Source organism: Actinoallomurus oryzae (genome assembly GCF_039541955.1).
GTDB classification, from domain to species: Bacteria; Actinomycetota; Actinomycetes; order Streptosporangiales; family Streptosporangiaceae; genus Actinoallomurus; species Actinoallomurus oryzae.
The window spans coordinates 37,837-61,039 of the sequence record NZ_BAABHF010000045.1; the positions used below are offsets into that span (position 1 = coordinate 37,837).

19 protein-coding genes are annotated in these 23,203 nt (G+C 70.9%); 7 read left to right on the forward strand and 12 right to left on the reverse strand.

Annotation, left to right across the window (positions count from 1 at the left end; genetic code table 11):
* The first annotated feature begins 250 nt into the window (after window positions 1-250).
* The 3 genes from ABEA10_RS35320 (at window position 251) to ABEA10_RS35330 (ending at window position 1,739) form a co-directional block, all read left to right on the forward strand.
* Window positions 251-757 carry a hypothetical protein gene (locus tag ABEA10_RS35320; protein WP_345471450.1) on the forward strand — a complete coding sequence of 169 codons (507 nt, stop codon included), beginning with the start codon at window positions 251-253 and terminating at the stop codon, window positions 755-757.
* Window positions 758-992: 235 nt separating this feature from the next.
* Complete coding sequence (locus ABEA10_RS35325) at window positions 993-1,502, forward strand: HNH endonuclease (protein ID WP_329255530.1); 510 nt, start codon at window positions 993-995, stop codon at window positions 1,500-1,502.
* A gap of 33 nt (window positions 1,503-1,535) precedes the next feature.
* Complete coding sequence (locus tag ABEA10_RS35330; RefSeq protein WP_345471452.1) at window positions 1,536-1,739, forward strand: FmdB family zinc ribbon protein; 204 nt, start codon at window positions 1,536-1,538, stop codon at window positions 1,737-1,739.
* Between the two features lie 9 nt (window positions 1,740-1,748).
* On the opposite strand, the gene ABEA10_RS35335 is transcribed toward ABEA10_RS35330, so the two are convergent.
* Together ABEA10_RS35335 and ABEA10_RS35340 are read right to left on the reverse strand one after the other, a co-directional pair.
* Entirely contained in the window at window positions 1,749-2,213 is a 465-nt protein-coding gene (locus ABEA10_RS35335) for a GNAT family N-acetyltransferase (RefSeq protein WP_345471455.1), read from the reverse strand.
* A gap of 75 nt (window positions 2,214-2,288) precedes the next feature.
* Entirely contained in the window at window positions 2,289-3,893 is a 1,605-nt protein-coding gene (locus ABEA10_RS35340) for a tetratricopeptide repeat protein (RefSeq protein WP_345471457.1), read from the reverse strand.
* A 283-nt stretch (window positions 3,894-4,176) separates the two neighbouring features.
* On the opposite strand from ABEA10_RS35340, the gene ABEA10_RS35345 reads away from it, so the two are divergent.
* From ABEA10_RS35345 to ABEA10_RS35355, 3 genes are all read left to right on the forward strand, one after another.
* On the forward strand, window positions 4,177-4,467 hold the full coding sequence (locus tag ABEA10_RS35345) for a hypothetical protein (RefSeq protein WP_345471459.1): 291 nt from the start codon (window positions 4,177-4,179) through the stop codon (window positions 4,465-4,467).
* A gap of 456 nt (window positions 4,468-4,923) precedes the next feature.
* The gene (locus tag ABEA10_RS35350) at window positions 4,924-5,898 is read left to right on the forward strand and encodes a mechanosensitive ion channel family protein (protein ID WP_345471461.1); all 975 of its coding nucleotides are present in this window, start codon (window positions 4,924-4,926) and stop codon (window positions 5,896-5,898) included.
* A gap of 13 nt (window positions 5,899-5,911) precedes the next feature.
* A complete protein-coding gene (locus tag ABEA10_RS35355) occupies window positions 5,912-6,295 on the forward strand; it encodes a globin (protein ID WP_345471463.1) in 384 nt (127 codons plus the stop codon).
* A gap of 37 nt (window positions 6,296-6,332) precedes the next feature.
* Here ABEA10_RS35355 and ABEA10_RS35360 read toward each other — a convergent pair whose 3' ends face one another.
* From ABEA10_RS35360 to ABEA10_RS35370, 3 genes are all read right to left on the reverse strand, one after another.
* The gene (locus tag ABEA10_RS35360; protein ID WP_345471465.1) at window positions 6,333-7,529 is read right to left on the reverse strand and encodes an MFS transporter; all 1,197 of its coding nucleotides are present in this window, start codon (window positions 7,527-7,529) and stop codon (window positions 6,333-6,335) included.
* Between the two features lie 88 nt (window positions 7,530-7,617).
* A complete protein-coding gene (locus ABEA10_RS35365; protein ID WP_345471467.1) occupies window positions 7,618-9,024 on the reverse strand; it encodes a S28 family serine protease in 1,407 nt (468 codons plus the stop codon).
* Between the two features lie 111 nt (window positions 9,025-9,135).
* The gene (locus tag ABEA10_RS35370; RefSeq protein WP_345471469.1) at window positions 9,136-9,573 is read right to left on the reverse strand and encodes an acyl-CoA thioesterase; all 438 of its coding nucleotides are present in this window, start codon (window positions 9,571-9,573) and stop codon (window positions 9,136-9,138) included.
* 124 nt (window positions 9,574-9,697) lie between these two features.
* Here ABEA10_RS35370 and ABEA10_RS35375 point away from each other — a divergent pair, with 124 nt between their 5' ends.
* Window positions 9,698-10,051 (forward strand): VOC family protein, encoded by a 354-nt coding sequence (locus tag ABEA10_RS35375; RefSeq protein ID WP_345471471.1) that lies wholly within the window; start codon window positions 9,698-9,700, stop codon window positions 10,049-10,051.
* 81 nt (window positions 10,052-10,132) lie between these two features.
* Here the strand turns inward: ABEA10_RS35375 and ettA are convergent, their stop codons facing one another.
* The 7 genes from ettA to ABEA10_RS35410 form a co-directional block, all read right to left on the reverse strand.
* On the reverse strand, window positions 10,133-11,830 hold the full coding sequence (gene ettA / locus ABEA10_RS35380) for an energy-dependent translational throttle protein EttA (protein ID WP_345471474.1): 1,698 nt from the start codon (window positions 11,828-11,830) through the stop codon (window positions 10,133-10,135).
* 140 nt (window positions 11,831-11,970) lie between these two features.
* Window positions 11,971-13,173, reverse strand: a complete 1,203-nt coding sequence (locus ABEA10_RS35385; protein WP_329255495.1) for a GGDEF domain-containing protein — start codon at window positions 13,171-13,173, stop codon at window positions 11,971-11,973.
* Window positions 13,174-16,512: 3,339 nt separating this feature from the next.
* Window positions 16,513-17,046 (reverse strand): single-stranded DNA-binding protein, encoded by a 534-nt coding sequence (locus ABEA10_RS35390; RefSeq protein WP_345471477.1) that lies wholly within the window; start codon window positions 17,044-17,046, stop codon window positions 16,513-16,515.
* A 233-nt stretch (window positions 17,047-17,279) separates the two neighbouring features.
* Window positions 17,280-18,962 (reverse strand): GTPase family protein, encoded by a 1,683-nt coding sequence (locus ABEA10_RS35395; protein WP_345471479.1) that lies wholly within the window; start codon window positions 18,960-18,962, stop codon window positions 17,280-17,282.
* A gap of 43 nt (window positions 18,963-19,005) precedes the next feature.
* Window positions 19,006-20,730, reverse strand: a complete 1,725-nt coding sequence (locus tag ABEA10_RS35400; protein ID WP_345471481.1) for a GTPase family protein — start codon at window positions 20,728-20,730, stop codon at window positions 19,006-19,008.
* Window positions 20,714-21,964, reverse strand: a complete 1,251-nt coding sequence (gene cobA, locus ABEA10_RS35405; RefSeq protein ID WP_329262284.1) for a uroporphyrinogen-III C-methyltransferase — start codon at window positions 21,962-21,964, stop codon at window positions 20,714-20,716. The genes ABEA10_RS35400 and cobA overlap by 17 nt, the downstream gene beginning before the upstream one ends.
* 103 nt (window positions 21,965-22,067) lie before the next feature.
* On the reverse strand, window positions 22,068-23,201 hold the full coding sequence (locus ABEA10_RS35410) for a nicotinate-nucleotide--dimethylbenzimidazole phosphoribosyltransferase (protein ID WP_345471483.1): 1,134 nt from the start codon (window positions 23,199-23,201) through the stop codon (window positions 22,068-22,070).
* Window positions 23,202-23,203: the final 2 nt, after the last annotated feature.

The window sequence follows — 23,203 nt, forward strand, 5'->3', positions numbered from 1 at the left end:
TCGGTGGGCGGGACAGGACGCGGCATAGCGGTTTAGTGCCAAATGTTCGACACCAGGGCTTTTGTCGATACTGGCCGGGCCGACCCGCCGTTTCCCTGCGACCGTACGCGGCGGCTCCCCCGTGGCCGGGCGGTGACCGGGGCCCGGGGCGTTCGTGACCGAACGATGACGGACACCGGTGGCGCCGGAAGGGCCCGCGGGTCCGGGGAGCCGTAGCCTGGGCGGTGCATGTCGATCGGGGGGGTTGGACATGAGAGGTCACATCGCGCTCATCGCGGTTCCGGCGCTGGCCGCCACCGGGACCGTCCCGGCGGCCGGAACGCCGGCGTACGCGGCTCCACGGCCGGCGGCCGACCTGCGGATGGAGTACGGGCATCCGGAGATCGCCAAGGGCGACTCGGGCGTCACCTGGCACTGGGTGCTCACGAACAAGGGCGTCGGGGGCGCCGACACCGTCGTCGCGACCCACCGGGTCTCGGCCGGCCAGAAGATCGTCGGGGTCTCCCAGCCGTGCGCGGCCGGTCAGGCGGGCGACATCGTCTGCCGGTTCGACTCGATCAAGCCCGGGGAGAGCCGCAGCGGCTGGATCAGGACCACGGTGGCCGCGACGGGCGGCACGCTGCGCGTCAACGCCCAGGTGACGTGGCGGGAGAGGCCGAGCGTCCCGCCCGGGATCGGCGATCCGTCCCCGGTGGACGCCGGCGTCGCCGGACCCGGCGCCCAGGGCGTCACCGGGATCGGCGCGGCGGCCCGGTGACCCGCCCCGGACGTTCGCGGACCGATCCAGGATCAAGACCCCTTTACAGCGATTGCGGTCTTATGGGGTAGCGAAATCCGCATCTCAGCGGCCACACTGATTTCAGTTCGAGTATCACCCGTGAGGAGGTCCTCGTGGCGGGTGCGCTGGTGCTGAAGATCGTCGAGCCTCGTCTCGAGGCGCGCTGGAGCGTGCCCCGCGGGGCGACCGGCGCCTGCGTCCCGGAGGCCGTCTGATGAGACAGGTACTGCTCCTCAACGCCACCTACGAGCCACTGACCACGCTGCCCCTGCGACGTGCCGTCTGCCTCGTCCTGCGGGAGAAGGCGGAGATCGTCCACCACGACGTCTCGGGTGCCTGCCTGCACTCGGCGACCGTGGTGCTCGAGATGCCGTCGGTGATCCGGCTGCTCCGCTACGTGCGGATCCCCTACCGACAACGGGTGCCGCTCACCCGGGCGGCTCTCATGAGGCGCGACAACTACCGTTGCGCCTACTGCGGCCGGCGCGCGGAGACGATCGACCACGTGATCCCCCGGAGCCGTGGCGGCAAGCACCTCTGGGAGAACTGCGTCGCCTCCTGCACACCCTGCAACCATCGCAAGGCGGACAAGCTGCTGGAGGAGCTGGGCTGGCAGCTGCCCGTCACGCCCGCCGTGCCCCGGGGCGCCCACTGGCGCCTCATCGGCCTGGTCCACGACGGCGACCCCCAGTGGGCGCCCTACGTCCGCGAACCCGCGGCCTGACCACGTGTCCGGCACCCGACGTATCCTGTGCGGGTGCCACGTTATGACTACCGCTGCCGCGCGTGCGGTTCGACGTTCGAGCTGAGCCGCCCGATGACCGAGGCCTCCGCCCCGGCCACCTGCCCGGACGGGCACGACGACACCGTCAAGCTGCTGTCCACCGTCGCGGTGACCGGCGGAGCGTCCGCCCCGCCGAAGGCCGGCGGCTGCTGCGGAGGCGCTTGCGGCTGCGGCTAACCACCGTGGTCAGCGAGCGAGGCGCTTGCCGAAATAGACGGTGACCGTCGGGCCGGTGACCCGGCGGTCGAGCTCGTGCCAGCCCGACGAGCGGTACAGCTCCATCGCGACCGGCTGCTTCACCGTGGTGTCCGCCTGTAAGGCCTGGTAGCCCAGCTCCACCGCCCGCTCCTCCAGCACCGTCACCACGGCCGCGCCGTACCCCCGGCCCTGCTGGTCGGGGCGCACCCGTAATCGGACCATCTCCGCGACCCGGTCGCTCACCCGGCGAAGGCCCCCGATCGCACTGATCTCTCCGCCGACCTCGCCGACCAGGAACTCACCGCCGGCGCGCAGGTAGACGCCCTCCACATCGGCCAGGTCCTCGTCGTAGTAGATGCCGTCACCGGGCCGCAGGCCGACCTGGGCCAGGCCCTCCCGGTGGAGGGCGAGGACCGTGGCGTGGTCGGCCGGCGCGTAGCGGCGGATGCGCATGGTGCAGAAGGTCCAGACAGGGGGGTCGAGACGCCGGCGCCTCGGTGCGCCGGCGTCGAGCACGCGTGCCATCGGTCAGGTCTGCTTCTCGACGGTGCCGCTCCTGGTGGGTGACGCCAGGGCCGCGCGGAACTCCTTCGCCTCACTGGTCTCGCCGTACTGCGCGACGGCGGCTCCCACGAGCTGACGGGCGCGCTGGGCGATGATGTCGGTGAACTGGCCCGGCGACAGCGCGAGCACGGTCTCCCTGGCCGTGCGCAGCGCCTCCTCCGGCTCGCCCTTCTGCAGCCGGCACGTCGCGCGATCCAGCCAGATGAGGGTGCGGTCGAGCTCGGAGGTGGACGGGTAGAGCGTGAGCGCCCGGCGCAGGGCCTCATCGGCGTGCGTATGGTCGCCCATGTTGGTGTAGGTGTCGCCGATGTGGAAGGCCAGCTGCCGCTCGGTGTAGCCGAACGCCGTGTCGGCCACGTGCTCCTTGCCGAGCTGGCCGAAGACGGCCTGGCCGCGCGCGATGGCGCGTTTGGCGCTGCCGGCGGCGTCGGTGCGGCCGCGTTTGACGAGCATGCCGAGCGCGCGGGCCTCCACGATCGGGGCCATGGCGGCGGCGGCGCTCGGCGTGCGGCCGGCGAGGTCCTGCGCGCGCCGGGCCAGGTGGAGCGACTCGCGCGGGTCGCCGTAGTACATCGGCACGAGCGCCTCGCGCACGCTCACCCACGACCGCAGGCTCCGGTCGCCGGTCTCGTCCGCGGCGGTGCGCGCCGTACGGAAGAACGAGCGGGACAGGCGGTGGTCGCCGAGGTTGATCATCAGGGCGCCGGCCAGCCCGGACAGCTGGGCGGCGAGCCGGCAGAGGCGTTCTTGGAGCTCGATGGGCTGCCGCTGCTCGCACATGCGGCGTACTTCGCTGAAGTCGAGCAGGACGTCGCAGAGCAGGCGCAGCGGCGGCGTCGAGGTGTACTGCTTGCCGTACCCGAGCGCGGTCTCCTCCCACTGGTCGAGCATCGTCGGGGAGACCGACGCGTTGACCAGGGTGTCGTCCATCTTGCGGCGGACACCGTCCACCGCGCCCAGGATCTGGCCATCGAGCGCCACGCCCGCCCCGGCCAGGATCTGCAGAAGGGTTCGCCGAAGCACTGTCTCCTCCTCCTCTCCGGCACCGCCGCGGGGGTCCTCGGCGCGGTACTGGACCCCGGCGATGGGCGGTACGGAGAACGGTTGTCGTGATGTCGTCCGGTCACGGTCGATGAGTAGCGTGTCGGGTGGGAGCACGACGCCGGGCTCGAGGAGACGGGCATGGGGGCGTCCGCAGACGCAAGGCCCCGGTAACCCGAGGTCGGCGGGCTCGGCGTGGTAGACGCGGCACAGGTCGTGCAGGTAGGCGGGGCCCGGCCGCTTGTAGCCGCTCTCGTACGCGGACAGGAGCGTCTCGCCCAGTTTGGGCGGCGGCCGGCCATCGAGTTCGTACAGGGCACGGACCTGGGCCACGACGTCGGAGAGCGCGATGCCGTACGCGAGGCGCTGCGCCTTGATCTGGCTGGTGCCGTGGATCGGCGCGCAGACCTCGTAGATCTCCCTGGCGATCTGCGGAGGCGCGTGACCGAGCGCGAGCCCGCGGGCACGGATCTGGCGAGCCAGATCCGCCTCTTTCCTCGGCGGACCGAGCTTCTCGGGTTCTGTCATCTCCGGCCTCCTCGGGGGGAAGGAGCCGACCGGCTACGTGAGGGAGACAACGAGCGTACGCAGCGTAACGCTTACGTCGCCTTCCGCCAACCAAATCACCATGAGATTGCATGAGACGCTGCGATCGCGGCGCAGCTTCGTGATGCACCGGTGGAGAATCGTTCCGCCGCGTCGGATGATCGTGCGCCGGGGGCCGCCGGTGTTCCTTGACCCTCCCTGACGACCTTGCGATTCTCGCTGCGCGTAGCCGCGCGCGTCCACAACGTGAAAGGAAGTCACGGTGATGCCGGATGAACGCCGGGTCGGATACCTCGAGGGCCTCGTACGCGAGTTAGCCGACCGGGGTCTGGTCGCCAAAGTGGTCCGCTCCCGCTCCGGACCGGCCTTCTGCCGGGTGGTCAATCCGGAGGCGGCGAGCCTGTCCGAGAACGTCATGTGCGCGCCGGCACCCGGCGCCTCCGACCAGCCGTCCTGGTACTTCTGGTGGTCCTGGGGAGAGCCGCTGCACGTCGTGGACGACCCGCACGGCGCCGCGATGAAGGTGGCGCGGGTGCTGGAGTCGCGTCACGGCTAGGGGGGTGGCCCCGGAGGGCTCCGAGACACGTTCGAGGGGGACGCGTCACGGTCGGGGGGCCCTCGGGCTTCCGAGGCAGCGTTCCAAGGGGGGAACGCGTCCCGCGGGACCGCGGCCGGTGGCGCGGACCGACCGGTCCCGCGGGACCGCACGACAGACGGCCGGCCTCCGCCACGGACGGTCGGCATGACCGGCCCCGCGAAACCACACACGGCAGACGGCGGGCTCGCCGCGGACAGCCGACACGACCGGCCCCGCGAAACCGCACACGGCAGACGGCGGCTCGCCGCGGACGGCCGGCATCCGCACGTGCCCCGGGCATGAGATGGCGCACACCCGTACGGGCCGTCCGGGTCCTCCCGTTCGCCTAACATCGGAGACGCTCGCAGGCTAGGCGGTCCCCGGAGGGGCCGACCGGGGAGGGTTCTTTCTGTGCTCGCGTCTTCCGCTGTTCCCATGATCTTCTTCGCGGACAAGGGCGACCCCGGGACCTACTGCCGGAAGCCGATCACCTCGGCCTGCCGGTTGACCTGGAACATCAGCCACAACGGCGACGTCACCAGCACGTACAGCAACTGGATCGACACGCCTCTCACCCTGGCGCTGAAGATCACCATCTCGATCGCCATCGCCCTGCTCCTGCGCCGCATCGTGAACCGGCTGATCACCCGGATCACGCTCCGGATGGCCGAGGGCACGATGTCCGAACGCCTCCGCGAACGCACCCGCACCGTCTTCGACGGCAGCCCGGTGCTGGTCAGCGAACGCCGCAGGCAGCGCGCGGAGACGATGGGCTCGGTGCTGCGCAGCATCGCCTCGATCATCATCCTCGGCAGTGCCGCGATCAACGTTCTCCGCTACCTGCACCTGGACGTGACGCCGTTCCTCGCCAGCGCGAGCATCATCGGCGTGGCGGTGGCCTTCGGCGCGCAGAACCTCGTCAAGGACTTTCTCACCGGCATGTTCATGCTGCTGGAGGACCAGTACGGCGTGGGCGACGTGATCGACGTGGGCTCGGCCAAGGGCACGGTCGAGGCGGTGACACTGCGCACGACCCGGCTACGCGATGTCAACGGTGTCGTCTGGTACGTCCCGAACGGCGAGATCAAGCGGGTCGGGAACGAATCGCAGAACTGGGCCCGCGTCGTGCTCGACGTTCCGGTGGAGTACGACGTCGACCTGGACAAGGTCCGCACGCTCCTGGCCGAGACCGCGGGCGCGATGGCGATCGACCCGCCCTGGGACGAGATGATCATCGACGACCCGACGGTGTGGGGCGTCCAGGCGCTGTCCAGCGACGGCATGGTGGTGCGCGTCGTGTGCAAGACGGCGCCGGGCCGGCAGTCGGATGTCGCGCGTGAGCTGCGCGAACGCGTGAAGAAGGCGTTCGACTCCGCCGGGGTGAACATGGCCGCTCTCAGCACCGCGTAGGGTGGGGCGCGCCATGGCAGATGAAGTCACGTTCTACGAGGCGGTCGGCGGCGAGGAGACCTTCCGCCGGCTCGTCCACCGCTTCTACGAGGGCGTCGCGACCGACCCGGTGCTCCGCCCGCTGTACCCCGAAGAGGATCTCGGCCCGGCGGAGGAACGGCTGCGGCTGTTCCTGATCCAGTACTGGGGCGGCCCCCGCACGTACAGCGAACGGCGCGGCCATCCCCGGCTGCGGATGCGGCACGTGCCGTTCACGGTCGGCCGCGCCCAGCATGACGCGTGGCTGGCGCACATGCGCGACGCGGTCGACGAGATCGCTCTCCCGGAGCCGTTGGAGAAGATGCTCTGGGACTACCTGGTCATGGCCGCCAACAGCCTGATCAACACGCCGGACTGAGAGCCCGCGCGGCTAGGGGCGCGCGGGCGCTGAGAGCTCACGAGCGGTCGAGGCCGGCCTCGGGCGCCGCGACCGGTCGCCCCGTGCCGAGACGGCCGGGCACCAGCAGCGCGGCGACCAGCGGAAACGCCACCGCGGTGGCGAACGCCGTACCGTACGCCGTGCCGGAGACGAGCGTGCCCAGCACCGGCGGGGTGGCCGCGGCCAGCAGGTTCTGGCCGGTGTTCTGGATGCCGAGGGCGCGCCCGGCCCACGAGCGCCCGGCGTACTCCGCGACCGCGGTGAAGGCGAGCCCGTTCGTGGTCACCGTGAGCACGGCGGCGGCGAGCAGCGCGGCGGTGGCGGCGGCCGAGCCGGACAGCGCTCCAACCGCCAGCACGAGCACGATGACGCCGATCGCCACGGCGAGCGTCCGCATCGGCCGTACGCGACTGCCCACCCGGTCGGACCAGTGCCCGACGACGAGCCGGGCGACGGCGCCGCCGACCTGCGCGACCGCCAGCACCCGGCCCGCCGTCGCGGCGTCCCAGCCACGTGCGTCGACCAGGTAGACCAGGGCGAACGCGGACACCGCGAACTGCGGCACGACCAGCAGCGCGCTCGCCGCGTGGATCCGCCAGAGCACCGGCGTGCGGTACGGCGACCGCCCGCGGTGCTCGTCGTCGCCCGCCTCCGGCCGCTCGGGGTCGCGGACCAGCACCCCGACGAGGAGCGCGGCCGCCAGGCAGCAGCCGGCCAGCAGGTACAGGCCGCCGTGCAGTCCCGCGTGGGCCGCCAGCGGCGGCAGGGTCAGCGCGGCGAGCCCGACGCCGAGCGGCTGCCCCGTCTGCCGTACGCCCATGGCCAGGCCGCGCTCGTGCGCGGCGAACCAGCCGAGGATCAGCCGGCCGCTGGCCGCGTGGATCGACGCGCCGCCCGCGCCGGCGACGAAGAAGCAGGCGCCCAGCGCGGGGGTGCTCGCCACGGTGGTGGCGGCCAGCAGCGCGAGGCCGGCGATGGTCAGGCCGATGGAGAGGATGATCCGCTCGCCCCAGCGGTCGGCGGCGATCCCCCAGAGCGCCAGCGCGATCAGCAGCCCGGCGACGGGGCAGGAGATGAGCGTCGCCGCGTCGCGCAGGGAGAGCCCCCGGTCCGCCCGGAGCGCCGGGATCAGGTAGGGAAGGCCGTACTGGTACGCGCATCCGGCGATCATCGCGAACAGCCCGACAATGAGGATCAACCACCGCCTGTTCATAATGCGATACTAACGTCTCATATATCGAGATAATCATGGGGTTAAAGAAACCCCCGCCGAGGCGTCTCGGCGGGGGTTTCCCGGCGGATCAGAGGCGCGGGTGTTGCGCCAGGATCGGGTCCTCGGTGACCTGCGGGCCGACGAGGGCCTTGGCCTGCTGCGCCGGCGAGGAGACACCGGCCCAGCGGAGCAGGTCAGCGGTCACCTCCGCCTTCTGCGCGGCCGGCAGCGTCGCGATGAGATGGGCGCTGTGGTTCTGCCCCGGCGACACGTAGACCTTCGAGTCACGGGCGTGCGGGCCGACGCGGAACGGCTCGGCGCCCCACGGGTCGTTCTGGCCGTAGATGAACGCCATGTGCGTCGCGCTCGTCCGCACCCAGTGGTCGATGTCCTTCATGGCGTTCGGGTCGAACGTCATCGGGATGTCCCGCGGGACGTACGTCCGCGGCTGGTAGGTGCTCTCGTGGCGGAGCAGGGGGTGCAGGTACTTGAAGCTGGGCGACGGCCAGCCGAGCTGGGTGCCCGCCTGGTAGTAGTACGGGACGAACTGCTGCAGACCCTGGTCCGTGTAGGTCAGGGCACCGGAGATCAGGTCGAAGTAGTCGTAGATGTCATCGGTCGAGGCGGTCGTGGGCGGCACGTCCTTGCACTCCGCCTGCAGGTGGTACTGCCAGAACGCCCACTCGAAGTCCATCACCGAGTTCTCGAAGGCGACGTCGACGGACTTGACGATGTTCCAGGTGTAGCCCGCCTCCTGCGCGGCGGCGGTCATCCGCGCCTCGATCTCGGTGCGGCGCTTGAGCAGCTCGCGCTGGAGGTCCTGCAGGTCCGTACGGCACTTCGGGTCGGTGCCCACCGTCTTGAAGAACCGGTCGTACGCGCTGTCGTCCTTGTTGTTCACGTCGTTCGGCGCGACGTAGGCCACCGTGCCGTCGACGTCGTTCGGGTAGAAGCGCTTGTGGTACGTGGCGGTCATGCCGCCCTTGCTCGCGCCGGTGGAGATCCACTTGCCGTGGTAGATCGTCTTCAGCGCCTTGACGAGCACGTGCTCGTCCGTCGCGGCCTGCCAGATCGTGTCCTTGGTCCACTGCGCGGGCTGCGGGATCGACGGGTCGAAGAACCGGTACTCCACCGAGATCTGGTTGCCGTCGACCAGCGCGGTCGGCTCGGACAGGAACATCGTCTCGGGAGTGTTGTAACCGCTGGTGTAAAGGACCATGGGCCGGTCGTCGGACTTGTGCTCGAGCAGAACGCGCTGTTCGAACCAGCCCTTGTCCGGGTGCCGATGGTCGACGGGCTGACGGTAGTCCAGCCAGAACCACCGGTAGCCGGTGAGGGAGGAGGTCTTCTCCTGCACCGTCATGCCGGGGATCGCCTTGAGCCTGGCCAGAATGTCGTCATCCGCCTTGGCGGTCGCCGCGTGCGCGGTGCCCGCGACACCGCTGAGACCCGCCGCGAGCGCCACGGCCAGCAACCCTCGTGAGACCCTTCGCATTCTCACCCCTATGTGATCGCGCCATTGGGCAGGCGTGACATTACGGGCAAGAATGGGTAAAGAGGTACTTCTGTCGGGTTTGTTACTGAAATGTCGCCAGCGGCGTTCCGCTCATCGGTAGGCGGTGAGGAAGGCGATCTCGTCCTTGCCGAGCCGGCGGGAGCGGGTGTTCTCCAGGTCGTACGCGACGATCACCGACGACGCGCGAACGTAGAGGTGCTCGTCGTCCCGGATCTCGTACGCGAGCGTGAACGACGCGGAGCGCAGCTCGGTCACCCAGGTCTCCACGCGGACCGGGTCCGGCCGGAACAGCAGCGGCCGTTTGTAGTCGATCTCGTGCCGGGCGACGACCAGTCCCTTGAGCGGCGCCGCCCCCTCACGCACGGGATCGAGCCGGAACATCGACACGCGCGCGTCTTCGAGGTAGGTGAGGTAGCGGCAGTTGTTCACGTGCCCGAGCACGTCGATGTCGCCGAACCGCACCTGGAACTCGTGAATGTGGCGGCGAACCCCATCGCGCCGATCGGTGTCGAGGGCAGGCTGAACCATGCATCATCCATCTCGCGAGGCCGTACAGGTCGCCCCAAGTCTCCCTGCCTCACCTCCGCCGGGGTACGGCGGGGCTCCCATTCGTCCAAGTCATGGGGAGGCGGGGACGGGGATGATGCTGCGTGTGATCAGGAGAATCCACCCTTACGCCGATACGGACGACATCGCCGCCTCCCGGGACTTCTACGTCGGGGTGCTCGGGCTCGAGGTCGCGATGGAGGATCCGATCCTCGGGCTGAGATCGCCGGGCAACCCCACCGCGCAGGTGATCATTCCGGTACGCGGCGTGGAGGACGTTGCGCCGCGTCTCGGAATCGACGTCGGTGAACCGGCGGCCGTCGATGCCGCGTACGCCGAGGCCGTACGCCGCGGGCTACGCGTGGTGTATCCGCTCACCGACGAGCCCTGGGGCGTGCGTCGCTTCTTCGTGGAGGACCCGGGCGGCACGGTGGTCAACGTGCTCGCGCACCTCGGCTGACGCTGAACGCCGACGGCGACACGGCCGGGGGCGGCGCGGCGCGCTCCCCCGATCGTGCCGCCGGGTGTCCGGCGTGCGTGGTCAGCGGGTGAGTTTGCGGTGGGTGACGCGGTGCGGACGGGCCGCCTCGGCGCCCAGGCGCTCGATCTTGTTCTTCTCGTAGTCGGCGAAGTTGCCCTCGAACCAGAACCAGCTCGAACCCTCTTCCCACGCCAGGATGTGCGTGGCGATGCGGTCGAGGAACCACCGGTCGTGTGACGTGATCACGGCACAGCCGGGGAACTCCAGCAGGGCGTTCTCCAGCGAGCTCAGCGTCTCGACGTCCAGGTCGTTGGTGGGCTCGTCGAGCAGGAGGACGTTGCCGCCCTGCTTGAGGGTGAGCGCGAGGTTGAGGCGGTTGCGCTCACCGCCGGACAGCACACCGGCGGGCTTCTGCTGATCCGGGCCCTTGAAGCCGAAGGCCGCGACGTACGCACGGCTCGGCATCTCCACCTGGCCGACCTTGATGTGGTCGAGACCGTCGGAGACCACCTGCCAGACGTTCTTGTCCGGGGCGATGCCGCCACGGCTCTGGTCGACGTAGGAGATCTTGACGGTGTCGCCGACCTTGAGGCTGCCCTCGTCGGGCTTCTCGTCCGCCGTGACACCCTCCGGGGCACCCGCGCCGGCCGCATTGACGATCATGCGGAACAGCGTGGTCTTGCCGACGCCGTTCGGGCCGATGACGCCGACGATGCCGTTCGGCGGCAGGTTGAAGGAGAGATTCTCCATCAGGAGACGGTCGTCGAAGCCCTTGGTGAGGTGATCGGCGACGATCACCGTGGTGCCCAGGCGCGGGCCCGGCGGGATCTGGATCTCCTCGAAGTCGAGCTTGCGGGTCTTGGCCGCCTCGGCCGCCATCTCCTCGTAGCGCTGGAGCCGGGCCTTGCTCTTGGTCTGGCGGGCCTTCGGGTTGGAGCGGACCCATTCGAGCTCCTGCTCCAGACGCTTCTTCTTCTTGGCGTCCTTCTGCCCCTCGACCTTGAGGCGCTCGGCCTTCTTCTCCAGGTAGGTCGAGTAGTTGCCCTCGTACCCGACGAGACGGCCGCGGTCGACCTCGCAGATCCAGCCGGCCACGTTGTCGAGGAAGTACCGGTCGTGGGTGACGGCCAGGACGGTGCCTTCGTACTTTTCCAGGAACTGCTCCAGCCACTGCACACTCTCGGCGTCGAGGTGGTTGGTGGGCTCGTCGAGGAGCAGGAGGTCGGGCGCCTCGAGGAGGAGCTTGCACAGGGCCACGCGGCGACGCTCACCGCCGGAGAGCTTCGTGACGTCCGCGTCCTGAGGCGGACAGCGGAGGGCGTCCATCGCCTGCTCGAGCTGGCTGTCGAGGTCCCAGGCGTTGCGGTGGTCGAGCTGCTCCTGGAGCTTGCCCATCTCTTCGAGCAGTTCGTCGGAGTAGTCGGTCGCCATCTTCTCGGCGATCTCGTTGAACCGGTCGAGCATCGCCTTGGTCTCGGCGACACCCTCCTCGACGTTGCCGAGGACGGTCTTGTCCTCGTTGAGCGGAGGCTCCTGCTGGAGGATGCCGACGGTGAACCCTGGCATCAGCCGAGCCTCGCCGTTGGAGGGCTGCTCGAGGCCGGCCATCATCCGGAGCAGCGTGGACTTGCCGGCGCCGTTGGGTCCGACGACGCCGATCTTTGCTCCGGGAAGGAAGCTGAGGGTGACATCGTCGAGAATGACCTTGTCACCGTGTGCTTTGCGGGCACGCTGCATCGTGTAGATGTACTCCGGCATGCACCCAAGCCTATGGCCTCCGGGGCGGTGGCCTTACCGGCCTGAGCGGATGTCGTGGGGTCGTTTCTCCGCCGTTTCCGCCGTGACGGTCCTCGCGCCCGCCGAGTGGATGTTGCCGGTGTGATCGATGTTACGGAGGCTCAGGCCTTCTGGGTCGCGGGGAGGCAGATGCGGTCGCGACCGGACTTCTTGGCCCGGTAGAGGGCGAGGTCGGCGGAGGCGAGGAGCTCGAGGAGGTCCTGGCCGTGGGTACGGAACAGGGCGACGCCGACCGAGACCGTGACGGTGACCGACTCGTCGTCGGCCGGCACGGACAGCCGGCGTACGCGGTTGCGGAGGCGTTCGGCCACGCGGCAGCCCTCCAGAATGTCGGCGCCCGGCAGAAGGACGACGAACTCCTCGCCGCCGAACCGGCCCACGACGTCGTACTCGCGCAACTGGCTGACGAGCGTGCCGGCGACCCCGATCAGCACCTGGTCGCCCGCCAGGTGCCCGTGGGCGTCGTTGACCCGTTTGAAGTGGTCGATGTCGATCAGCAGGAGGGCGAGGGACTCGCCCGTACGGTTGGCGCGGGCGATCTCGGTGTCGGCCTCCCGCTGCCAGGCCGCGGCGTTGAGCAGACCGGTCTTGGCGTCCGTACGCGCGGCGGCCTGAAGCTGCTGGTGCATGAGGCTGCGCTGGAGCAGCATCACCGGCGGCAGCGCGACGAGGATCAGCGCGGGACTGAGCGCGCAGGCGATCGTGACGAGAACGCCGAGGCAGAGCTCGACGACGTCGAGAACCAGATGCTCGCGGTTGCGCAGATGCTCGTGCCAGCGGCAGCCCGGCGCGGAGCTGTGCGCGGCCACCGCCACGATCGCCGTGTTGATCACTGTGAACAGCACGGCGCACGCGACCATCGCCGGGAGGACGGCCTCGAGATCGACGAGCCACCGCGTGCCGGCCTGAAGCGGATCGGGCACGACGAGGTGGAAGGCCGCCGAGGCCGTGGCGCCCGCCAGACCGTGCGCGGCGGAGACGATGGCCCGCCGGTGCAGCAGCGTGCGGCGTACGCGCAGTTGCAGCAACGCCTGCATCGGGATCGGGATCAGCAGCGCGTACACCGGTGGCAGCAGCAGTGCCACGGGAAGCCACCAGGCGGAGAGCAGGTCACGCCCGATGCCCGCGGGCATGCCGAGCCGCCGCGAGGCCTCGATGCAGAGCGCACCGGCCCCCATCAGAGCCGCGAACGTGAGCAGCGCCGCCGGCCGCCACTCCGTACGCGCGGCGAGCATGCCGATCAGGACGAAGTGCAGCCCCACGACCACGACGACGTACGCAATGATCGGCGCCGGTTGGGCCAACAGTGGCCAGCGTGGAGGCTTTCTGGTCACGTCGCCCCGGTCCTCGGCGGCCGACTGATGCAGTGCCGTCATCATTCCCCCAACGGATCGGGCCAGAGCCGCACGTCGGGACCACCCTCTGGCTGAGAGCCGCCCGCGCTCACCTCATCATCGAATCACATTCAGTAATAGGATAGTTGCAATGTGTGCGGAGTGGGCAGGAAAAGCTGTACCTTCTTAGGACGCCCGGCGGATGAAGGGCGTACGCTCAGGCCCGCAGGCGCTCATCGCCCCCCTGAGTGCCCCGTAACCCCCATCCGGACCGACGCCGGGTGGGACGCACCATTTCCGGAAAGGGAATCAGGATGCGCGGAGTCTCCTGGATCTGACGCCGACAGGGCCGCCGCCCTGCCGCCCGCCCGACCCCGCTGGCCAACGTCCACCCGGGCCGAGCCACCACGCCTTGCCTGCCAGCACACAACCGCAGACCCTGCCTGCCGGCAAACCGTGGATCTGCACACCGACACACGCAGTTCCTACCTGCCGGCACACCCCCGGACCCTGCACACCAACACACCGCAGGCCCCACCAGCCGGCACACCCCCGGACCCTGCACACCAACACACCGCAGGCCCCACCAGCCGGCACACCCCCGGACCCTGCACACCAACACACCGCACTTGCGTGGCGGCACCTCGGCGGCATCGCGCAGGCGCCCGACGTCTTCGGCGATGCGCGGCGGGCACAGCTCGATCCGCCCCGAGGGCGTGCGCAGCACCTCGGGCAGCCGCGGGCGCAGCGGCCCGAGGTCGATGCCGTGCGGCGCGCGCCGAAGCGCCTCCAGCGACAGGCCGCCCGGCACCGCAGCGAAGCCGTCGCCGTACGCCCCGAGCCGCAGCATGAGGTCCAGGCGCCGCAAAGCTGGGCTCTCCCCGGTGAGCCGGGCCCGGCAGGTTGCGCATCCAGCTGTTGTTGGACCGCAGGTGACGGCGGCTGATCAGGGCGAACCCGGCGGCGCGCACGCCTTCAGGGTGCTGGGCGGTGTCCCCACCGGCAAGGTCCGTTACGACCGCCGACCGGCAGAGCACCCGCGTGGGCGCCGCGTTCGGGTCCGCCTGCTTGACCGGTGCCCCGCGTGGGGCGACGGCGCCGGGGCTTTCACGGGCAGCAGGTGGCCTATCTCGGTCGAGGTTCTCGCGAAACCCGATCCGATCGGACTGTGGCCGGATCGCGCCGTTCGGCGAGGCCGTCGACCGGCTGCTCCATTCCGTGGGCCCGCCGCCGCGCGGCGGGCCTTGCGACACAGAGCACCGTCAGGCGCGCCGCCGCAAGGGCCGCTGCGCGGCGCCCCCTCCTACGGCCGAATGATCTGACCCGAGTCAACCCCCTGCCCCAGGGCTTGGCCTGTCAGATCTCTCCCGGGTCTTACCTTCAGATTTCGCTGCCCGACCTCCGACCGGGACCGACCGGACTTCGCCGTCACAGACGCCGTGGGAGCGGTGGCCACGCTCCGCACGCTCCGTTGTTCGCCGGCCCGTCTCCACGACGACTACACCCACCTGGTCGTGGCCCGAGAAACTGCACCTCCTAAATCTCAGGGACGCCAGTCCCAGACTTCCTCTGGGGGCTTCATCTCTCAGCTGCGCTCAGTTCTGCCCCGGGGACTCCAGCCCCCAGGCCTCCCCTGGGCTCCAGCTCCCAGCCCCGGCGGGGACACCTCCTCTCAGATCTCTCACCCCGGGGCACTCTCACGGGGCCTCGGCTCTCAGATCCAGGAGACGCCTCTCCGGATACGCATCGCCTCCCCCTTCCCACACGTGGAAACCGCGGATGGAGGTCTCTGGCCTGCAGTGGTGTCTCCGCATGTCCCTTGCCCGCGGTCGGCCGAGGTCAGGAGCACTCCCGGCCCTCTTGGCCTCCCGGGCGCACCTCGGCTCACCTCACCGGTATGCGACTCGACTGGCATAAGCGATAACCCTCCATTCGGGATTGAGCCCATCGAGCCAGGCCAGAACCGGCACGTCGAGCCAAATCGAGCCCGGCGCGCCAACCCGGCCCGAGCCGACGGCCCGAACCGACGGCCGGAAACAACCGCCGGAACCAACGGTCGGACCCGACGGTCGGCAGAGGGCTGGAACATCTCCCCCGCCGAAAGAGAACGGCCCTACGTGCGCCGAAAGAAAACTGCCCTACGTGGCCTCGGGACCTTCGCTGCCCCTCCGTCGCACCGGTCAGCCGAAACCACCAGCACTCTCGGCCCTCTTGACCTCCCGGGCGCACCTCGGCCCACCCCACCAGTACGCGACTCGACCGACATAAGCGACACCTCCCCGCTCGTGAATCGGGCAGCACGTCGGGCCAAGCCAGGACCAGCACGTCTAGGCAAACCAAGCTCGACGCGCCAGCCCTGCCAGAACCGATGGCCGCAGCCAACGGTTGGAAAAACCGCCGAAGCCAACGATCGAAACCGACGGTCGGCAGAGGGCTGGAACATCTCCCCCACCGAAAGAGAACGGCCCTACGTAGCCTCGGGGCCTGCGCGTGCCCCTCGGCCACACCGGTCAGCCGAAGCCACCAGCACTCCCGGCCGTCCTGACCTCCCGGGCGCACCTCGGCCCACCCCACCGATATGCGACTCGACCGACATAAGCGACACCTCTCCACTCGGAGAATCAGGCAGCACGTCGGGCCAAGCCGGGACCAGCCCATCACGCAAACCAAAATCGGCCATGCCGCCACGGCCGGAACCGGCGGGCGACACAGGGCTGGCTTCGGGACCTGCGCGTGCCCCCGGCCACACCGGTCAGCCGAAACCACCAGCACCCCCAGCCGTCCTGACCTCCCGGGCGGACCTCGGCCCACCTCACCGGTATGCGACTCGACTGTCATGAGCGATAGCTCTCCATTCGGGGATCAGGCAGCGCGTCGGGCCGAGTCGAGACCGGCGCGTCGAGCCAAGTCGGATCGGCAGGTCCGCTGCGGCGGGAACCGGCGGGATGGGCCGACGGCCGAACCGCCGTGGTCGAACCGGCGGCGGGAGCCGAAGGCCGGTAGGCGGCCGGTCGGTTCGATCGGCGGTCGGTTCGATCGGCGGCGGGTCGGCGGCCGGCCGGTCGATCGGCCGTCGGCCGGCAGCCGGTCGATCGGTAGTCGGCCACCAGCCGGTCGGCGACCCGTCCATCCGCAGCCGGCCACCAGCCGGTCGGCGGCCCGTCCATCCGCAGCCGGCCACCAGCCGGTCAGCGACCCGTCCATCCGCAGCCGGCCACCAGCCGGTCGGCGGCCCATCCATCCGCAGCCGGCCAGCAACCGATCAGCGGTCGGCCAGCGGCCGGTCGGCGGTCGGCGGTCGGTTGTCGGTTAGGCGGCGGCGCGGAACGGGGTCGTGTCGCCGTCGTCGTCCGTGTCGTCGACGGCGTCGGACTTGTCGCCGATCTGGGGGGTGAGCTCTTCGGCGTCCTCCTCCAGGTCGGCTTCCAGCCAGCGGTCGGCCACGTCGTCCGCCTGGCGGCGGTCTTCCGGGAAGGCGGAGCGCTGGGCGCGTTGGAAGCGTGCCACGCCTCGGCTGAGGTCGTGGCCGACCGTGGTGGCCTCGATCTGGGCGGAGAAGCGCCTTTGGCCGTCCTTGACGTACTCGCGGATGCGGAGCTTGCCCGTGACGATGATCGGGTCGCCACGCTGGAGCTCACAGGACTGCAGGTTGTCGGCGAGCGCGCGCCAACAGGTCACCGTCAGGAACATCGGGTCGTCGTCGCGCCACTGGCCGATCTCCCGGTCATAGCGGCGCGGGGTGCTGCCGATCCGCAGCGACATCAGGGACGTGCCGCTCGCGAGAACCTCGAAGATGGGGTCTTGGGCGACGAAGCCGATCACGGTGACGACTGCCTCGTTCACGAAGGGGTCCTCCGGTCTGTCCGTGGCGGTCCGTTACCGCCGATGTGGTTCGTACGACCACGGTGACGGACATCGGGTGGGCGCCACCAGACCCCTGCGTAACCTGTGGATAACTCAAAGTGAGTGAAATATTCGGGACGCGCTCCCTGCGAACGCGGCCCCGGCCGACACAGCGCACGCCGGCGACACGCCGTCGGCATCTGCCGCTCCGGCGACGCGCCGGATACGCAGGATCAGTGGACGAGCGGGTCGATGGCGGTGGAGAGTTCTTCGCGGAAGGTCCTGTACACGGCCAGTTCGCGTTCGACCGGTTCGAGTACCAGCGTGCGGGCGGAGATGGTGATGCCCTCGCGCATTCGTCCTTCCAGGCGTTCGCTGTGGCGGGACGCGGACAAGGCGATCACGTTGCGCGCCGCCGAGGACGTGAAGGCGCCCAGGCCCAGGGTGCAGACGATCAACAGGCACACGTACGGGATCACGCCCGTGTCGCCGAGGATGCCCAGCGGTGCGTGGCCGAGTTTCAGCACGCCGTAGGCCACCACGCCGCCCAGCCAGACCAGGCCCAGGATCGAGGCGGCGATGAGGATGTACTGCCACGCGCGGACGATCCACCACCAGGCCGGTATCTGGTTGAAGCTCGGCACGGCCTCGCGCAGCGCGCTGCCGAGTGCCTCCGGGAGCTGTTCGGCCTTCGACCGGCCCGCCTCGCGGACCGAGCGCTGCCACGACGGCGGCAGGCCCTCGACGACCCCCTCCGTCACCTCCTGCAGGGCGTTGTCCACGTGCGCCTGCTGGGCGTTCACCGGTGTCGTGAAGGCCGCGCGCAGCTCCTGGCGCAGCTCGCCGAGCCGCATGCGGCGCAGCGGGTCGGAGTGCATGCGCACGGCCAGGCGGCCGACCGGCCAGCCGACGTAGTCGAGGGCTCGCAGGGAGTAGGCGCTCTCCATGGACTCCGCCACGGCCGGGACGCCGGCGGCGTCCGCGAGGGCCTCGACGAGGGTGGCGGCGCGGCGGTCGTCGACCTTCTCCGCGGGCTCGTCGGCGCCGTACTGGCCCTCGAAGCGCTTGACGAGGCGGTCGATGTCGGCGACTAGGCGGTCGAGCCGGGCCTGGCGGGCGGCGACCGCGTCGGCGAGCACCTCGCGGAAGCCCTCGACGCCCGTGCCTGCCTTGGCGGAGGTGGTCAGGATGGTCGGGCCGCCCATGCCCTCGGCCTCCAGCAGGCGCCGGAGGTCCTTGACGCACTCGGTGACCTCTTCGGGCTCCAGGCGGTCGATCTGGTTGAGAATGATCAGGGTGACGCCGGTGTGGCCGGCGAGCTGCTCGAAGTAGCGCCGGTGGACGGCGAAGTCGGCGTACTTCTGCGGGTCGAGGACCCAGACGATGAGGTCGGCGACGCTGACGTATTTGTCCACCTCGGCCAGGTGCGCCGCGCGGATCGAGTCGTGGTCGGGCAGGTCGAGCAGGACCAGGCCCTGCAGGGAGCCCACCTGGCCCTCGCCGTCGAGGGCGCTGGCGCGGGCGTAGCGGTGGCGCGACTCGATCTCGAGCCAGTCGAGCAGCGGGCCGGCGCCGCCGAGGCCCCAGACGCAGGCGTGGGCCGAGCTGGTCATCGGGCGACGCAGGCCCGTGGGTGACAGCTCCAGGCCGCACACCGCGTTGAACAGCGATGACTTGCCGCTACCGGTGCCGCCGGCCAGGGCGACCACCGTGTGCTCGCCGGACAGCCGCAGGCGCTCGCCCGCGCGGGCGAGCAGCGCCGCCGCGTCGTCCATGAGCGACTGGTCGACCCGGCCCTCGCCGAGGGCGACGAGCCGGTCGAGGACGTCCAGGCGGGTGGACAGGCCGGACGCCGCGGGCCGCGGTGGAGTCTGGGTTTCCTCAAGCGAGGAGACCGGCGGTGTCGTCGCCGTCATCGGTCGCGCTCCTCGTCGTGTCGGGAAAGCACCCGGCAATGGCTCACCGGGCGACCTCAAGGTTGTATGTGGCCTGGTAGAGCTGGACCGGTGTGGTCTCGTCCGGCACTCCGGCGCCGTCGAGTGCCTGCCCGAACCGGATCGCCTCCTCGTCGTAGAGCATCCCGATCCGGCCGCGCAGGTCGGCCCTGGCCTTGGCGCTCATGCTACGCAAGGATTCGGCACCGAACAGCGCCTTGAGCAATCGCTGCGGCACGGCGCTGTTGCCCGTCTCGACGGGCGCGTCGCTCGTGCCGAACCCGAACAGCCCCACCATCATCACCAGGGACAGCGCCTCGTCGTCGTAGGAGACGAACTTGGCCACGGACCGCTTGGTGACCCCCTCGGTGCGGATCAGGTCGATGATGTGCTCCTGCCAGGCGCTGACCGCACGGGTGGCGCGCCGGGGCAGCTCGGCGGAGGCGCGTCCGAGCTCTTCGGCGTGCCCCTTGAGCAGGTTGACTCCCGCCGGGCGGTCCTGCCACCGGGCCACGACGTCCTCCGCCGCGCGTTCGGCGGCCGCGAGCACGAGGGACTCCAGACCGCCGCGCAACGCCATCTTCAGCGCGCGTACGCGGGCCGGAGCGCGACGGCGGCGCCCGCCCCGGTGGCCCGACTGGCCGCCCCGCGACTGCAGGGCGCGCTCGAGGTCACCGGTGCCGGCGAAGTCCTGCCAGCGCGCCAGCACCTCGCCCCGCAGCAACGAGCCGTTGCGCGTGGCCTCGTCGAGTTCGGCCAGGGCCCCGGCGTACGCGGCCTCGACCTCCTCGCGCAGCACCGTGCGCAGAGCGACCTGCTCCTCCACCCGCTTGGCGAGCTCGGGAACGCGCGTACGGAAGGTGTCCAGCACGCTACCAAGCGTAGACCTGATCACCTCGGCGCGGCCATCTTCGTCTTCAGTGATTCCGGTCAGCCACTCGTGCACCTCGTCGGACATCTCTTTGGGCAGCATGCCACCGGAGACCTTGGTCTCCGGGATGGTGAACTGGGCCGCCTGTTCGAGGCCGTTGTCCTTGAGCATCTCGGCGAAGTGGGCCACGACCTCCTCGCCGCCCTCCTCGGGCACCCGCGACAGGACGATGCCGAGGGTGGCGCCGTGGTCGCGCGCCCGGTGCAGCAACCGCCAGACCTGCGCGTCGGCGTACCGCGCGGCGGTCGTCACGCACATCCAGATGTCGGCGGCGGCCAGGAACTGGGCGGCGAACTCGTGGTGGTCCTCGAACACCGAGTCGACGTCGGGGCTGTCGAGGAGCGCGAGCCCGCGCGGCAGCACCTCGCTCTTCATGATCACGAGCTGGTCGCCGACGACGGCGTCGGGCGCCGGGCCGAGCACCCGGCCGAACCCCGGCAGGACGTAGCGTTCGTCCAGCCACCAGTCGGCGTCGTCGGGGTGGCAGACCAGGATCGGGCTGCTCGTGGTCGGCCGCAGCACGCCCGTGGCGCTCACCCGGGCGCCGACGAGCGTGTTGACCAGCGTGGACTTGCCGGCGCCGGTGGAGCCGCTCAGCACCACGAGCAGCGGGGAGTCGGTGCGCCGCACTCTGGGCAGCACGTAGTCGTCGAGCTGGTTCAGCAGGTCCTGCTGAGTGGTCGTCGCCTCTTCGGTGCCCGGCGCGTCAAGGACGAACCGGACGGAGGCGATCTGGTCCCGCAGCTCGGCCAGGACCTCGTCGAGTGGGAGGGACGCCGCCCTGTGCTTGGCGGTGCCCTGATCAGCCGGGGGTGTCACGGAGCCGCCCCATATCCGCTCGCAGCAATTCGATCTCTTGAGCCACCTGGACGACCTCTCCGGCGACGATGATCGCCGGTGGCCGTACTCCGCTGGCCGTCATCTGGTCCGCAACAGTCGCGAGGCTCGCCATGAGCGTCCGCTGGCTCTGCAGCGTACCGTTCTGGATCACCGCGACAGGTGTGTCCGGCGATCGACCATAGCGCATGAGAGTGTCCGCGATCACACGCATCCGTTCGACGGCCATGAGGAGGATGAGGGTGCCGTGGGAGCGCCCGAGCGCCTCCCAGTCGACCGTCGAGGCGGGGTCCCCCGGCGCGACGTGCGCGGATACGACGTGGAACTCCTGCGCGACGCCCCGGTGGGTGACCGGGACGCCGACCGCGGAGGGCACGGCGATCGCGCTCGTGACGCCGGGCACCACGGTGACCGGAATGCCCTCGCGCACGCAGTGGAGCACCTCTTCGGCGCCCCGCCCGAAGACGAAGGGGTCGCCGCCCTTGAGGCGCACGACGAACCGGCCGGCGCGCGCGTGCTCGACCAGCGCGGCGTTGATGTGCTCCTGGGTGACCGACCGGCCGTACGGGATCTTGGCCGCGTCGACGATCTCGACGTCGCCGGGCAGCTCGTCGAGAAGCTCGCGCGGCGCGAGCCGGTCGGTGACCACCACGTCGGCCTGGGCGAGCAGCCGGCGGCCGCGCACCGTGATGAGGCCCGGGTCGCCCGGCCCGCCGCCCACGAGGGCGACGCCGACCGGCTTGCGGCGCGAGTGCCGGGCGGTGATGCCGCCGTCGCGCAGGCCGTCGAGGACCGCGTCGCGCACGCCGGCGGCGCGCCTGGGGTCTCCGCCGGCCAGCACCGCGACCGAGGTCTCGCCGACCCGGCCGCTCGCCGGGGTCCAGGCGGCGGACGCCTGCGCGTCGTCGGCCCGCACGCACCAGATCCGCCGGCCTTCGGCCTCCGCGGCGACCGCGGCGTTGACCTTGCCGTCGTCGGTGCACGCCTGGACGAGCCACGCGCCGTCGCAGTCGCCCGTACGGTACGGCCGGCGCTCCCAGATCAGCTCCTCACGCGCGATGAGGTCCTCGAGGGCCGGGGTGACCTCCGGCGAGACGAGAAGCACCTCGGCGCCGGCGGCCAGCAGGGCGGGCACGCGCCGCTGGGCGACGCGTCCACCGCCGACGACCACGACACGGCGTCCGTCGAGGCGCAGGCCGAGCAGGTAGGGGGGCAACTCTCGGGTCTCCTGGGTCGGGCTCGGGTCAGGCACGGCCACGGGCACCGGCCTTCACGGGTTCTTCGTCACCATGTTCAGCCACCAAGGTACTCGTCCCTGGTCACGCCTTGTCCGCCACACCGGCGGAGTCGAAGGTCGCGACCTCGTGCAGCACGCGTACCGCGCTCTGGACCAGCGGGAGCGCGAGCAGGGCCCCGGTGCCCTCGCCGAGCCGGAGCTCGAGATCGACGAGAGGGCGCAGCTCCAGGTGCGAGAGCGCGGCGGCGTGACCCGGCTCGGCCGACCGGTGGCCCGCGACACAGGCGCCCCGTACGTCCGGGGCGAGCGCGGCGGCGGCCAGCGCGGCGGCGCCGGCGATCACGCCGTCGAGCACGACCGGGACCCGCGCGGCGGCGGCGCCGAGGACGAAGCCCGCGATCCCCGCGTGCTCCAGGCCGCCCACCTCCGCGAGGACGGTGAGCGGGCCGACCGGTTCGCCCGAGCCGCTCCCCACGCTCCCGCCACTCCGCTCACCCGAGCCGCTTCCCACGCCCCCGCCGGTCCGCCCGGCGAGGCCGGCGCGCTCCAGCGCGGAGCGCACGACCTGGACCTTGCGGGTGTGGGTGGCCTCGTCGACGCCCGTGCCGTAGCCGGTGACCTCCTCGGGCGCACGGCCGGTGAACGCGGCGATGAGGGCCGCGGAGGCGGTCGTGTTGGCGATGCCCATGTCGCCGGTCACCAGACAGCGGTGGCCGGCGGCGACCAGGTCGCGGGCGACCTCGATGCCGGTCTCGACCGCCGCGCGCACCTGGCCGGGCGTCATGGCGGGCTCGCGGGTCAGGTCCGCGGTGCCGTGGGCGGCCTTGCGGACGATCAGTCCGTCCGCGGCGGGCAGGTCGGTCCGGACGCCGATGTCGATCACTCGTACGTCGGCGCCGGTCTGGCGGGCGAAGGCGTTGACCACCGCGCCGCCGGCGAGGAAGTTGGCCACCATCTGGCCGGTGACCTCCTGCGGCCAGGGGGTGACGCCCTGGGCGTGGACGCCGTGGTCGGCGGCGAAGATCGCGACGGCGGCGGGCTCGGGCATGGGCGGCGGGCAGGCGCCGGCGAGGCCGGCGAGGCGCACCGACAGCTCCTCCAGCACACCGAGCGCGCCGCGCGGCTTGGTCAGCCGATCCTGGTGCGCCCGTGCGGCGTTCATGGCCGCCTCGTCCAGCGGACGGATCGCGGCGATCGTCTCGGCGATGAGGTCCATGA